Here is a 14,702-nt window from a genome sequence, read left to right on the forward strand (position 1 = left end):
GCGGGGCCCGAGGCATCGATGTCCTGGAGGTCTCAGCGGGCGTGCCGGACCAGCGTGATGCCGTCCTTGACCGTCAGCATCACGGCCCGCACCCGCGGGTCCTTGGCCACCTTGTCGTTGAAGGCCACCACATAGGCGCCCCATTCGGTGAGCATGGTGGAGAGCCACTCGTCACCGCTGACGGCCTGCTGCTCGTCCCCGGCGGCGAGGATCCGGTCCGCGTCCTCGGACTTCTTGGTCAGCGAGTCCACGACGATGCCACCCCACAGGGTGTTGTCGATCGCCAGGATCCCGTTGTCGGCGAGCAGCCCGCGCTCGAGGATCGTGTCGAAGTACTGGGCGTAGTTCGGCTTGTCCGCGTCGACGAATATGAAGTCGAACGAGCCCTCCAGGCTGCGCAGGGTTTCCAGCGCGTCGGCCTCCACGAGCTTGATCTTGTGGCCGTGGGCACTGCGCGCGAAGGCCTTGAGGGCGAGGTCACGCGCCCGCTCGTCGGCCACGTAGCTGTCGACGGTGACGAGTTCACCGTCGTCCGGCAGCGCGGCGGCGAGTCCGATGGTGGCGTGGCCCGTGAACGTGCCGATCTCCAGGATGCGCCTGGCGCCGACCGTGTCGACCAGCATCGACAGGAAGGACACTTGCGCCGACGACGTCGCGATGTCCGCCCACTCCGGGCAGAGCCGCTCGGTGTCGGCGTGCAGCTCCTCCAGGTCCTCGGACGACGGCGTCGAATGAGCCTCCGCGTACTCCTCGATTCCCGGCTGGAAGATCGACGGCTTCTTGAAAACTACGTCCTTGCGATGGAACACGGAGTTCCCCCTCTTTCGTGGGTCAGTTGGGTACGACGGGTGATGAGTCCTGCTGCGGCAGGCGTCGGTTCAGCAGGTCTTCTTCGCGGAACTCGGTGTCCCTCCGCTGCACGGACGACGTCTCGAAGGCCTTCAGTACGGAGCGCTCGATCTTCCCCGAGGAGTTCTTCGGCAACTCCGCGAATTCGATCCGGCGGATGCGCTGGTAAGGAGCCAGGCGCGTGGACAGGAAGGTGAACAGCTCGGTGGCCGTCTCGCGCGACGGTTCGGCGGTGGCGGTCAGGGTCACATAGGCCTTGGGCACGGCCAGTCGCCTCTCGTCGGCCGCGGGCACCACCGCGGCCTCGGCCACGCTCTCGTGCTGGAGCAGCACGCTCTCCAACTGGAACGGTGAGATGCGGTAGTCGGAGGACTTGAAGACGTCGTCCTGCCGCCCCACGTAGGTGTAGTAGCCGTCGGCGTCCCGCTGGGCCACGTCCCCGGTGCGGTACCACCGCCCGGCGCAGGGGTCCAGCGGCTGTCCCTCGTCGTCGGCGTAACCGGTCAGCAGGCCCAGCGGGCGCTCGGTGACGTCGAGGCAGATCTCTCCCTCCTCTGCGGGGAGTCCGTCCGGGCCCAGCAGTTCGACCCGGTAGCCGGGCAGCGGGCGGCCCATCGCCCCGGGCTTGACCGGGAGGCCCGGTGGGTTTCCCACCAGTCCGGTGGCCTCCGTCTGCCCATAGCCGTCACGGACGGTCACCCCCCAGGCCCTCCGGATCCGTTCGATGATCTCCGCGTTGAGCGGTTCACCGGCGGAGACAGCTTCGCGCAGCGAGACCTTCCACCGGTCCAGTGGCCGCTGCACGATCATGCGCCAGACGGTCGGCGGCGCGCAGAACGTGGTCACCTCGCCCCTGACCAGCGCGTCCAGTGTCGCCTCGACGTCGAAGCGGGGCTGTGCGAGGGCCAGTACGCCCGCCTCGGCGGACCACGGCGCGAAGACCATGCTGCACGCGTGCTTGGCCCAGCCGGGCTGGGCGATCGTCGTGTGCGTGTCGCCGGAGCGCTGGCCGACGAGGTACATGGTCGTCAGCTGGCCCACGGGGTATGAGGCGTGGCTGTGCTCCACCAGCTTCGGCCGGGAGGTGGTGCCGGAGGTGAAGTACCGGAAGAGCGGGTCCGTGGCGAGGGTGGTCCCCTCGGGCCGGAAGGCGGAGCCGACCCCAAGGGCCGTGGCCAGGTCGTGCCAGCCCTCGGGGGCGTGGCCGTCGGTGGCGGACAGGCTGACGATCCTCGTCCGGATTCCCGGGATTCGGCGGAACTTCGGGGTGTCGGCGGCCCTTGTCACGACGTGCCGCACGCCGGCCTGCCGTATGCGGACGCTCAGGTCGTCCTCGCCGAGCAGAGTGGTGGCGGGGACGACCACCGCGCCGAGTTTGATCGCGGCCAGCAGGGTGACCCAGAGGCCCACCCGGTTGTCCAGCATGAGCAGCAGCGGGTCGCCCCGCCGTACGCCCAGCTCCGCCAGCCAGGTGGCGACCTGGCCGGAGCGCTCGGACATCTCGGCGTACGTCAGGGACGTGTCACTGCCAGTGCCGGCCGCCAGGTCCATCACGCGCAGCGCGGTCGCATCGCGGCGCTCGGGTGTGCGCGCCACCACGTCGAACCAGTCGAGGGCCCAGTTGAAGGCGGTGAGCCGGGGCCAGGAGAACTCCCGGCAGGCCCGCTCATGATCGTCGTGGTGGGTCAGCAGCACGTCCCGGGCCTGCCGGAACGCCGTGGTGGGATCGCCGGGTGCGGCGTCCGTGCCGGATACGGTCACGTCACACCGCCAACGTCCGGGCGGCACCCGGGCGCAGCCTGGTGCGCACCGGCATGTGTTTGATTCCGGCCACGAAGTTGGAGCGCAGGTGCTCCACGGGCCCATCGAGCTCGATCGACTCGAACAGGGCGAACATCTCCTTCACGAGCATGCGCAGCGTGATCCGGGCCAGCGAGGCGCCGACGCAGTAGTGGTTGCCGTAACCGAACGCCAGGTGCCGGTTGCCGGTGCGGGCCACCTCGAAGCGGTACGGGTCCTCGAAGACCGACTCGTCGCGGTTGGCGGAGCCCAGCCAGACCGCGACCGCGGAGCCGGCGGGGATGTGCTGTCCGGCGAGGGTGACGTCCCGCAGGGTGTACCGCATGAAGTGGTTGGCCGGTGACGACCAGCGCAGCCCCTCCTCGACCCCGCTGGGTATCAGGGAGGGTGTCTCTGCCATGCGGCGGAAGCTGTCCGGGTCCTCGATCAGGGCGAGGAACAGGCCCGTCAGGACGTGCGGGGTGGTGACATTGGCACCGAGGAGCAGGCTGTAGCAGTTGTAGACCAGCTCCTGCACGTCGAGCGGTTCGCCGTCCGCGCTCATGGTCATGAGGAAGCCGATCAGGTCGTCCGGCGGGTCGCCCGCGCGTTCCCGGATCTCCCCGGCGAAGTATTCGAACAGCTCGTGGTGGACGCTCATCAGCGTCGTCGCGCTGTCGCCCTCCTGGAACTCGGTGTCGTCCGGGGCGACAGCCATCGTCGTGCACCGGGTGAGCCGCGGCCAGTCCTGTTCCGGGACGCCCATCAGGGCGCCGGTGAAGGCCATGGGGAACGCGGCCGCGGCCGCGGCGAGATCCCAGCGGTCTTCGGTCAGCGCCGGGGCGAGCATGGCGTGGACGGCGGCCCGCAGGAGGTGCTCGCGTGACGCCAGTGCCTTGGGGGCCAGGGCGCGGGCCAGCGGGTCCCGCATCGCGGAGTGCCGGGGCGGGTCGGTGGCCGCCATCATCTTGCCGCCGGCCGGGTCGCCGAGGTCCAGGGCGGAGAGCAGGGTGCCGCGCTGGGAGGTGAAGTCCGTGTGGTCGTCGAGCACCCGGCAGGCGTCGGCGTAGCGGGTGACCGACCAGAAGGCACGGCCGTCCGGGAGCACCTGGTGGTGGACCGGTGCCTGTGCGCGCATCACCTTCCAGATCGGGTGCGGATCGCCGTCGGCGTACAGACCGGGGTCGAAGAGGTCGATCTTCTCCAGGTCGACGTCCGGCCGCTGCGGCGGAACGGTGATTCTCACAGCTGCTCCTCTCCGCCGCGGCGGTCGGCGAGGAGTTCCTCGACGGCCCGGGCGAGACCCGCGACCGTGGCGTTCTCGTAGAAGCGCTGCGCGGTCACGGAGACCCCGTACTCGGCGGCGATCTCGGCGGTGATCTGCATGCCCACCAGCGAGTAGCCGCCCAGCTCGAAGAAGTCGTCGTGCACGCCGACCTCCGTGAGGCCGAGCCGGTCCGTCCAGACCGTGGCGAGCGCGGTCTCCAGTGCGGTGCCGGGCGGGGTGAACCCGGCCGTGACCTCGGGGCGTTCCTCGCTGACACGGTCGGCCAGCTCGGCCCGGTCCACCTTGCCATTGGCCGTCAGGGGCAGCACGTCCAGCTGGACGAAGGATGCCGGTACGGCGTAGACGGGCAGGATCTCGGCGAGCCGGCGCCGCAGAGTCAGCGTGGAGGGCCGCGCGCCACGCTCGGGTACGAAGAAGGCGACGAGCTTGCGGTCGCCACCGGGGCCCGGCTGCGGTACGACGACGGCGTCGCGCACCCCGGGCTGCGCGGTGAGCACGGCCTCGGTTTCGCCCGGCTCCACGCGGAAACCACGGATCTTGACCTGCTGGTCGATGCGCCCGAGGAACTCCAGCGTGCCGTCGGGACGGCGGCGCACCAGGTCGCCGGTCCGGTACATGCGCGCGCCGGGGCGGTCGGCGAGGAAGTCCGCGACGAAGCGTTCGGCGGTGGCTGCGGGGCGCCGCGCGTAGCCACGGGCCAGGCCCTCGCCGGTGGCGTACAGCTCTCCGGGTTCACCGTCCGGTACGGGGCGCAGTTTGTCGTCCAGAATCCGGATGCCGGTGTTCAGGACGGGACGGCCGATGGGCACGCCGCCGGCTCCGGCCGGGCCGGTCACGAGATGACAGGCGGTGAAGGTGGTGTTCTCGGTGGGTCCGTACCCGTTGACGACGTCCAGGTCCGGGAGCAGGGCCTGTACCCGGTCGACCTGGGCGGCGGAGAGGACGTCGCCCCCGGCGAGCAGCCGGCGCACGCCGGCCAGCTTCGCGATCTGCCGCTCAGTGAGCCGGTGGAAGAGGCCCGCGGTGAGCCACAGCACGGTGACCCCCTCGCGGTGCACCGTGTCCACCAGGGTGGTGAGGGAGGCGCCGGAGTCCGGATACACGGCGAGACGCGCCCCGCACAGCAGCGGCACCCAGATCTCGAAGGTCGACGCGTCGAAGGCGGGCGAGGCGAACTGGAGGACGACGTCGTCGGCCGCCACGGACACGTGGTCCGGGTCGAGGGCGAGCCGCAGGACCGCGCGGTGCGGGACGACGACCCCCTTGGGAGTGCCCGTGGAGCCGGAGGTGTACGCGAGGTAGGCGATGGTGTCGCCGTGGACGTCGACGGCCGGGGCGGTGGCGGGCATCCGGTCCACCTCGGCGCGGTCCCGGTCGAGGCAGACGACGTCGAGGTCGTCGGAGAGGGCGGACAGCAGGCTCTCCTGCGTGAGGATCGTCGTCACGCCGGCGTCTTCGAGGACGGCGCGCTGCCGCTCCGTCGGCATGGTGGCGTCCAGGGACAGGTAGCTGCCTCCGGCCTTGAGGATGCCGAGCAGGCCGACCACGAGGTCGAGGGAGCGCTCGACGTACACCGCCACCGGCATCTCGAGCCGTACGCCCCGCTCCCGCAGGTGGTGTGCCAGCCGGTTGGCCCGGGTGTCGAGTTCCTCGTAGGTGAGCGTCAGGTCGCGCCAGGTCACCGCCGGGGCGGTGGGGGTGGCCGCGGCCCGTGCCGCGAAGAGCGCGTGCACGCTGGATGCGTCGGCCCGCGCGGCCGGTGTGAGGTCGGCGGTCACTGCCTGCCCTCCAGGGCGGTCTTGAGGTCCAGTTCGAGTTCGGCGCGCAGCGCCAGCGGCGCGGTGAGGAAGCTGTGGTGGGAGCCCTGGAGCGTAGTGAAGCGCACGTCGTCGGCGTACTGGCGCCAGCCCGTCATCAGGGCGGGCGCCACCTCGGCGTCGTCCTTCCAGCCCAGCACGGTGATGCCGCTGGGCAGCGGCTCCGGGGCGGGGAGCCGGTACCGCTTGTTCGCCTCGACATCCGCACGCATGACACCGAGGCCGAACCGGATCATCTCGGGGTCGGGTTCGCCGCCCATCGCCCGGGTGAGTCCGGCGAGTTCGGTCGCCAGCTCGTCGTCGGTCATGCCGAGGAAGCGGCCGTAGGGCCCGTCGTGCGGCGCGACCTGGGAGGAGATGAAGAGCCGGTCGGGCACCGGCATGCCCTTGCGGTGGAGCTGCCGCGCGGTCTCGAAGGCGGCGAGTGCCGAGCTGCAGTGGCCGAAGAAGGCGAAGGGCGCGTCGAGGTACGGCTCCAAGGCACCGGTCAGCGACTCGGCGAGCGCCTCGTAGGTGCCGTAGTGGGGGTCCTTGGCCCGGTTCTCCCGGCCAGGTAGCTGGATCAGGCAGATCTCGGCCGGGCCGATCCGCCGCGGCCAGCGCGCGTACATGGATGCCCCGACACCGGAGTACGGCAGGCAGAAGAGGCGGGCGGCAGCACCCTCCCTGGGACGGCGGAGCAGCCACCGTGGTGGTGTGGACCTGGTTTCCATTGCTTTACCTCGAAGTAGCGCGTGCCGTTGTCTCCGGTGTGCGGGTCACCACGGCGTCGTCAGCTCGCGGATCCCTCCATGGCCTCGACCAGGCTCTTGGGGCGCATGTCCGTCCAGTTGGCCTCGATGAAGTCGAGGCAGACCTGGCGGGTGTCCTGTTCGTGGGCGACGGTCCAGCCGGCCGGGACCTCGGCGAAGGCGGGCCAGAGCGAGTACTGCGCCTCGTGGTTGACGAGCACGAGGTAGGTGGCGTCCGGGTCGTCGAACGGGTTCGTCATGTCGTTCCCTCTTTCTCGGTGCGGCTTGTCGGTGCGTTTCTGGTACGACGTCTCGCCCTGCGGGCTTCTCGGTACGGCTTCCGGTCCGGCCGGTGGGCGCCGCGCGCGCCCACCGCGGCGGTCGGAGAGATCGGTGGGGGCGGTCCGGACCCGGTGGGTCAGTCCAGATCGGCCGCGACGACCGGGCCGTACGCGGCCAGTGCCTCCGCGTCCAGCAGTCGGCCGTGCTCGGTGGCGACGTCGTGGACATGCAGTTCGCCGTCCACGTAGGGCCGCCACGTGTCCTGTCCGGGCCAGTCCTTCTGGTGGGTGTTCGCGCTGGTCGTGATCAGCCGGACCGGCCCCTGGAACACCTGCGGCCGGTAGGCGCGCTGGAGCACGATGTTGTTCTGGAAGGTGTCCACGACCCCCTCGATGGCCCGGTCGTCCAGAGCCGCGAGGGCGCTGCCCCGGCCGCGCATGATCTCCACGGCTTCGGCGAAGTCGAGCGGGACGCCCTCCTCGACCGGGTGTCCGAGGAAGGCCAGCAAGCCCGAGACGATCTCCCGCTTGTCGGGCACCGTCACCTCGCGGGCCAGGGCGCTCAGCGGGTAGGCGTCGAGGATGGTCAGCATGCCGACCTTCTCTCCCTCCTGCTGGAGCCGCGTGGCGATCGCGTGGGCCACGACACCGCCGAAGGACCAGCCGAGCAGGTGGTAGGGGCCCTCGGGCTGCACGGACCGGATCTGCCGGAGGTAGTCCTCGGCCATCTCCTCGATGCCGGACGGGCGCGGTTCGCCGCCGGTCAGGCCACGCGCCTGGAGCGCGTACAGCGGCCGGTCCGCCGGCAGGTACTGGGCGAGCCGCGCGTACGACCAGCTCACGCCGGAGCCCGGGTGCACACAGAAGACCGGCTGCCGGTCGCCGCGAGGGCGCAGGGGCAGCAGCACGCCGAGGGGATCGGTGCTCGTGCCCCGGTCAAGCTTGACGGCCAGTTCGGCCACGGTCGGTGCCTCGAACAGGTCGAGCACGCTGATCTCTGCCCCCAAGGTCTCCTGGACGCGCCGCACCAGGCGTACCGCGAGCAGGGAGTGTCCACCGAGCTCGAAGAATCCGGCGTCCACGCTCACCACCGGCCGTTCGAGGACCTCGGCGAACACGGCGCACAACAGCTCTTCGCGCGGCGAGCCGGGCGGGCGGACCGTGGCGGCGCCGGGCACGTCGGCCGTGTCGTACGGCTCGTCGTCCTCGTCGTCGGCCGGCGGCTGCTCGAAGAGCACCGCCGAGGACGGCAGCAGCGCGTCGGGCAGGCGCAGCCGCAGATGGGCCATGAGCGCGTCTTCGTCCAGCCCGTGTCCTTCGCGGACGGTCGCGTAGACGACCAGGCGCGGCTGGCCGGGCTCGTCCTCGCGCACGGCCGGCTCGGCCTCGACGACCTCGGGGTGCGCGGTGACCGCCGCGGTGATCTCGGCGAACTCGACGCTCCCGGCCGACGGCGCGGTGGCCGGCCGGCCCGCCGCGGCGCTGCGCCGTCCGATCCGGCTGACGGGCTCGTCGGGGGCGGCCACCAGCGCTTCCATCAGGCTTCGCCAGCGTGCCAGGAGGGCGTCGACGGTGGCCCGGTCGAACACGTCGGTGGAGTACTCCACCGCCCCCTGGATGCCGGCGCTCTCCCCGTCCGCCCTCCGGCGCTCGTAGAGCTGGAAGGACAGGTCGAACTTGGCGCTCTTGGCCTCGACGCTCGCCATCTCCACCTGGAGACCGGGGAGTTCGAAGGCGCCCTGGGGTGTGTTCTGGAGTGCCAGGGAGACCTGGAACAGCGGGTGGTGGGAGAGCGAGCGCTGCGGGTTGAGCAGCTCCACGAGGTACTCGAAGGGCAGGTCTTGGTGGGCGTAGGCCGCCAGGTCGGCTTCCCGCACCCGTTCCAGCAGTTCCCGGAAGGTGGGGTCGCCGGTCAGGTCGGTGCGCAGCACGAGGGTGTTGATGAAGAAGCCGACCAGGTCGTCCAGGGCTTCGTCCATCCGGCCCGCGACCGGGGTGCCCAGCGGGATGTCGTCACCCGCGCCCAGCCGGGACAACAGCGTGGCCAGTCCGGCCTGGAGCACCATGAAGAGGCTGGTGCCGCTGGTCCGGGCGAGGTCGGCCAGGTCCCGGTGCAGCGCGGCGTCGAGGGCGAAGGCCGTGACGTCGCCGCGGTAGGAGTTCACGGCGGGGCGCGGCCTGGTCAGCGGCAGCGCGATCTGCTCCGGAAGCCCGTCCAGCGCCTGCGACCAGTAGGCCAGCTGGCTGCTGATCAGGCTGTCCTCGTCGTTGTCCGCGCCCAGGAGCCGCTGCTGCCACAGGGTGTAGTCGGCGTACTGGACGGGCAGCGGTTCCCAGCCGGGCCGCTGCCCGCGGCAGCGGGCGGCGTAAGCCCGTCCCAGATCGCGGGTGAGCGGGCCCATGGACCAGCCGTCACCCGCGATGTGGTGCAGCACGAGCAGCAGAACATGCTCGTCGGGGCGCAGCCGGAAGACCGTGGCCCGGACCGGGAGGTCGCGCTCCAGGTCGAATCCCCGCTCGGCGGCGGCGGACAGCGCCGGGTCGAGTCCTTCCGGGTCCACGTCGGTCACGGTGTAGTCGGCCCGCGCCCGGCCGGCCTCCACCACGAGCTGGTGAGGGGCGCCGTCCCGCTCGGGGAAGACGGTGCGCAGGGACTCGTGCCGGGCCAGTACGTCGTCGAGCGCCCGGTGCAGAGCCTCTTCGTCGAGGCGGCCGGTCAGCCGCAGCACGAGCGGGATGTTGTACGCGGTCAGGCCTGGCTCGATGTGCTGGAGGAACCACAGGCGGCGCTGCGCGAACGACAGTGGCATCGGGTGCTCACGCTCGGCCGGCAGCAGCGGGGGCCGCACGGTGCCGGCGCGCATCTCGTTCATCAGGGTGGCCAGCTTCCGGGCCGTGGGGGCCTTGAAGAGGTGTCCCACACCCAGCTCGGCGCCGAGCACGGTCCGGATGCGCGAGGTGAGGCGGATACCCATCAGCGAGTGGCCGCCGAGGTCGAAGAAGCTGTCGTCCGCGGAGACCTCGGGGATGCCGAGGATGTCCGCGAACAGCTCGCACAGGATCTCTTCCTGCGGCGCCCGCGCGATGCGGTGCCGGGCGGGCCCGAAGCTCGGCGCCGGCAGTGCCGCGCGGTCGAGCGTGCCCCAGGGGGTCACCGGCAGGGCGTCGAGCGTGAGCACCACCTCGGGGACCATCGGGTCCGGCAGGCGCTCCTGAAGTTGCCGGCGCAGGTCCACCGGGTCGATCACCGCGCCGGGGGCGGGGACGACGTAGCCGACGAGCAGGGCGTCCTCACGGTCCGGTGTGTCCGTCGTGCCGGAGCCTGAGGTGCGGACGGCGAGCGCGGACCGCAGTACCCCGGGGCACGCGTCCATGGCGGCCTCGACGGCCGGTCTGTCGACCCGGACTCCGCGGATCTCGGCCTGCTCCTCCACCGGGCCAAGGCGGTACAGCGTTCCGTCGGCGTCCCGGCGCGCGACCTCACCGGTGCGGAACATCCGGGCCCCCGGCGCACCGTGCGGGTCGGCCACGAAGCGGGCGGCGGTCAGGGCGGGCAGGCCGGCGTAGCCGCGCGCCAGCTCCGGCCCGGCGAGGTACAGCTCGCCGGGCACCTGGGGCGGCACGGGCCCGAGCCGGTCGTCCAGCACGAGGGCGCGGGTCCCGCCCTCGGCACGGATGAGGTCCTGGCGTGCCGCGGACGCCGCCGGATCGTGATCCTCGGCCGTGGTGAGGTCGAGCGTTCCCCCGGAGGTGAGCGCGGCCAGCAGGTCCCGTACGCCCGTCTCGGTGGTGAGGACGGACCGGTACGGCCGTATGTCGCCGGTGGCCGGGGTCGCCTCCGGCTGAGTGAGGCGGGTGCCGGGAACGACGACGGGCAGCAGAGGTTGCCGGGGCCCCGGTGCGTGGACGACGTACGCGGCCTGTGCTGCGGTGCCCGCGGCGGGGCGTTCGGCGTCCGTGAGGTCGTGGGCGGGCCGTTCACGCAGGTCGGCGAGCAGGACCGGGTCGTCCAGGGTCAGCTTCGGGGTCGTCGGCGGGAGGGCTGCCGACGCTCCGGACACGGTGACGGCGAGGACGGGCGACGTGCCGGCGAGGACGGCCTCGGCCCACTCCTGCGGCCAGTCGGAGCCCAGGGGCTGGAACGCGGCGTACGTCTTGGCGGTGGCCAGCAGGGCGACGACAAGGTCGGCGGAGCGGGGCAGGGCGAGAGCGACCACCGTCTCCGGGCCCGCGCCACGCTCCAGCAGCACCCGGGCCAGACGGTTCGCCCGCGCGTTCAGCTCCTCATAGGTCAGCTCCTCGTCCCCGCACACCACAGCGAGGGCACCCGGCTCCCGGGCCACCTGCCGCTCCACGGACACACCGAGCGGCACCCAGGACGCCGGCGCACCACCGTCGGCGACACCGCCCAGCAGCGCCCTCCGCTCGTCCGGGAACAGCACGTCGGCAGAGCCGATCGGGCCGTCGGGGGCGCTGATCAGCGCCTGGAGGAGGAGTTCCCAGCGCCGGCCGATCAGCTCGACGGTGACGCGGTCGAACAGGTCGGTGCTGAACTCGGCGACAAGGTCGAGGCCGTTGGCCTCGCCCTGGGGACCGTAGGTCTCGGTGACGTTGAAGAACAGGTCGAAGCGGGAGGTTCCGACGCGCTCGCCGTGCTCGTCGGCGTGCTCCTGCCGCTCGCCGGCTCCGGGGAGCTCCGTCTGCCCGCCGGGGGCGTTCTGCAGGGCGAGCATGACCTGGAACAGCGGGTGATGGGACAACGACCGCTGCGGATTCAGCGCCTCCACCAACTGCTCGAACGGCAGATCCTGATGCCCGTACGCCGCCAGATCCACCTCCCGCACCCGACCCAGCAACTCACGGAACGAAGGATCACCAGACGTGTCCGTCCGCAGCACCAGCGTGTTCACGAAGAACCCGACCAGCTCATCCAACGCCTCATCCGTACGCCCCGCCACCGGCGTACCCAACGCGATATCCGTCCCCGCACCCAGACGCGTGAACAACGCCGCCAACGACGCCTGCAACACCATGAACACACTGACACCACACTCACGCGCCAGCCCCACCACACCCCCGTGCACGGCCTGGCCGAAGCGCAGGCCGAGGGCGTCGCCCCGGTAGGTGTTCACCGCGGGGCGCGGCCGGTCGGCGGGCAGGTTCAGCTGCTCGGGCAGCCCGGCCAGCGCGTCCTTCCAGAAGGCGAGCTGCGCGTTGAGGAGACTGTCCGGGTCGTCCGGCGCGCCCAGCAGCTCCCGCTGCCACAGCGTGTAGTCCGCGTACTGCACCGGCAACGGCTCCCACACCGGTGCCTCGCCGTGGCGCCGTGCGTCGTACGCCCGCTCCAGGTCCCGGGTGAGCGGCCCCAGCGACCAGCCGTCGCCCGCGATGTGGTGCAGCACGACGAGGACCAGGTAGTCCTCGGGACCACGCACGAACACGTCGACGCGCAGGGGCAGTTCACGCTGCAGTTCGAAGCCGCGGCGGGCCGAGCGGGCCATGGCGGCTCCGAGGCCGCCGGTGGAGGCGTCGGTGACCGTCACGTCGACCTCCGCCTCGGCGGGATCGAGGATCAGCTGGCGCGGTACCCCGTCGATCTCAGGGAAGACGGTGCGCAGACTCTCGTGACGAGTGACCACGTCACCCAGCGCCGCCCGGAACGCCTGTTCCTCCAGCGGGCCGGAGAGCCGCAGCTGGGCGGGCATGTTGTAGGTGGGCGTGGCGCCTTCCAGACGGTGCAGGAACCACAGCCGGCGCTGCGCGTACGACAGCGGTACGACCTCGGGCCGCCGTACGGCCCGCAGCGGCGGACGCACCTCGCCCCCGCCGTCCAGTGCTCCCACGAGCCCCGCCACCGTCGGCCGCTCGAAGAGCGTACGGATCGGCAGCTCCGCGCCCAGCACCCTGCGCACCCGGCTGATCAGCCGCGTCGCCAGCAGGGAGTGCCCGCCCAGATCGAAGAAGTTGTCCTCCACACCGACCGAGGACACACCGAGCACCTCGGCGAACAACTCGCACAGGATCTCCTCGCGCGGGCTGCGCGCCCGACGACGGTCCGCACCCTCGAACCGGGGCCTGGGCAACGCCCGCCGGTCCACCTTGCGATTCGTCGTCAGTGGCAACTCGTCCAGGACCATGATCGCGGACGGCACCATGTAGTCGGGCAGGCGGGCGGCCACGTACTCGCGCAGCGCGCCGGAGGACAGGTCGGCGCCTTCCGCCGTCTGGACGTAGGCGAGCAGACGTGTCGGGCCGTTGCCGTTGTCGGTGAGCACGACGGCCTGGCCGACGCCCGGGCAGGCTGTGAGGGTGTTCTCGATCTCGGCCGGCTCGATCCGGTACCCGCGGACCTTGACCTGGTGATCGGTACGTCCGAGGTAGTCGAGCTTGCCGTCGGCGCGCCAGCGCACCAGGTCACCGGTGCGGTACATCCGCGAACCCGCCGGACCGTACGGGTCGGCCACGAACCGCTCCGCCGTCAGGCCGGGACGGTTCACATAACCACGGGCGGCGCCCCGGGCGGCCACGTACAACTCACCGGGCACGCCCGGCGGCACGGGCCGCAACCCCTCGTCCAGGACGTGGACGCGCTGACCGGGGATGGGCACACCGATGGAGGCCGCGGGGGGCCACTCGGCCACATCCCGGGTGAGTACCTCGGCGGTGATGGCGTACGTCTCGGTGGGGCCGTAGACGTTGTGCAGCTCGACGTGCGGGTGCGTGGTGAAGAACCGCCGGATGTGCCGGCTGAGCTTCAGCGCCTCACCCGCCTGGGACATCAGCCGGAGCGCGGGCATCGGCAGGTCGTGCTCGTCGGCCGCCTCGCAGACCGCGTCGATGACGAGCGTGGGGGCGTGCAGCTCCGCGATGGCGTTCTCGTCCAGCCAGCGGGCGAGCAGCTCACCGCTGCGGCGCACCTCCTCGGAGGGCAGCCACAGTTCCTTGCCGGCGACCAGGCTGGAGAGCATCTCCTGGACCGACACGTCGAAGGTGAGCGCGGTGAACTGGGCCACTCGGCGGCCCACCCCGCCGCCGACGATGGACTCGTGCCAGACCAGCATGCTCGCGTACACACCGGCGCGCATGACCACGCCCTTGGGGGTGCCGGTGGTGCCCGAGGTGTAGAGGACGAACAGGCCGTGGTCGGGCGTCAGGGACGCGCCGCGCTCGGCGTCGGTGATGTCGGCGGCGGACCGCCCGGCCAGGTCCCCGGCCGGCTTCGGATCGTCCAGGAGCAGAGGCTCGGTGGTGTCGGGCAGTACGTGCGCCCAGGGCGCCACCGTCACCACGGCGGCGGGGGCGCTGTCGGCCAGCATGAAGGCTATGCGCTCGGCCGGCAGGTGGACGTCGATCGGCAGGTAGACGGCGCCCGCCTTCAACGTGGCGAGGAATCCCACGACAAGGTCGGCGGAGCGGGGCAGGGCGAGAGCGACCACCGTCTCCGGGCCCGCGCCACGCTCCAGCAGCACCCGGGCCAGACGGTTCGCCCGCGCGTTCAGCTCCTCATAGGTCAGCTCCTCGTCCCCGCACACCACAGCGAGGGCACCCGGCTCCCGGGCCACCTGCCGCTCCACGGACACACCGAGCGGCACCCAGGACGCCGGCGCACCACCGTCGGCGACACCGCCCAGCAGCGCCCTCCGCTCGTCCGGGAACAGCACGTCGGCAGAGCCGATCGGGCCGTCTGGAGCCGCGACGAACGCCTCCAGCAGCCGCTCCCAGCGGGCGACGAGGGTCTCGACCGTGCTGCGGTCGAACAGATCCGTGGCGAACTCCACGACGCCGTCGAGGCCGCCCGGGGAACCGTCGGCGGCCCGCCGTTCCCACAGGCTCAGAAAGAGGTCGAAGCGTGAGCTGCCCGTCGATGTCGGTTCCGGGGTGAGTTCGAGGCCCGGAAGTTCGAACGTGCCCTGCGGGGTGTTCTGGAGGGCCAAAGAGACCTGGAACAGCGGGTGAT

7 protein-coding genes are annotated in these 14,702 nt (G+C 71.7%); all 7 read right to left on the minus strand.

Annotated features, from left to right (window positions below; all coding sequences use genetic code 11):
* Positions 1-32 precede the first annotated feature (32 nt).
* Positions 33-809 carry an O-methyltransferase gene (locus AMK10_RS36435; protein ID WP_073754028.1) on the minus strand — a complete coding sequence of 259 codons (777 nt, stop codon included), beginning with the start codon at positions 807-809 and terminating at the stop codon, positions 33-35.
* Between the two features lie 22 nt (positions 810-831).
* Entirely contained in the window at positions 832-2,610 is a 1,779-nt protein-coding gene (locus tag AMK10_RS36440; RefSeq protein WP_073754030.1) for an AMP-binding protein, read from the minus strand.
* A gap of 1 nt (position 2,611) precedes the next feature.
* Positions 2,612-3,874: a cytochrome P450 gene (locus AMK10_RS36445; protein WP_073754032.1), complete on the minus strand. Its 1,263-nt coding sequence runs from the start codon at positions 3,872-3,874 to the stop codon at positions 2,612-2,614.
* A complete protein-coding gene (locus AMK10_RS36450; RefSeq protein ID WP_073754034.1) occupies positions 3,871-5,694 on the minus strand; it encodes a non-ribosomal peptide synthetase in 1,824 nt (607 codons plus the stop codon). The genes AMK10_RS36445 and AMK10_RS36450 overlap by 4 nt, the downstream gene beginning before the upstream one ends.
* Entirely contained in the window at positions 5,691-6,446 is a 756-nt protein-coding gene (locus tag AMK10_RS36455; protein ID WP_073754036.1) for a thioesterase II family protein, read from the minus strand. The genes AMK10_RS36450 and AMK10_RS36455 overlap by 4 nt, the downstream gene beginning before the upstream one ends.
* Before the next feature lie 59 nt (positions 6,447-6,505).
* Positions 6,506-6,724: an MbtH family protein gene (locus AMK10_RS36460; RefSeq protein ID WP_073754038.1), complete on the minus strand. Its 219-nt coding sequence runs from the start codon at positions 6,722-6,724 to the stop codon at positions 6,506-6,508.
* Positions 6,725-6,882: 158 nt separating this feature from the next.
* Complete coding sequence (locus AMK10_RS36465) at positions 6,883-14,679, minus strand: non-ribosomal peptide synthetase (RefSeq protein WP_073754040.1); 7,797 nt, start codon at positions 14,677-14,679, stop codon at positions 6,883-6,885.
* Positions 14,680-14,702 lie beyond the last annotated feature (23 nt).

Source organism: Streptomyces sp. CB02058 (assembly GCF_001905505.1).
Classification (GTDB): Bacteria; Actinomycetota; Actinomycetes; order Streptomycetales; family Streptomycetaceae; genus Streptomyces.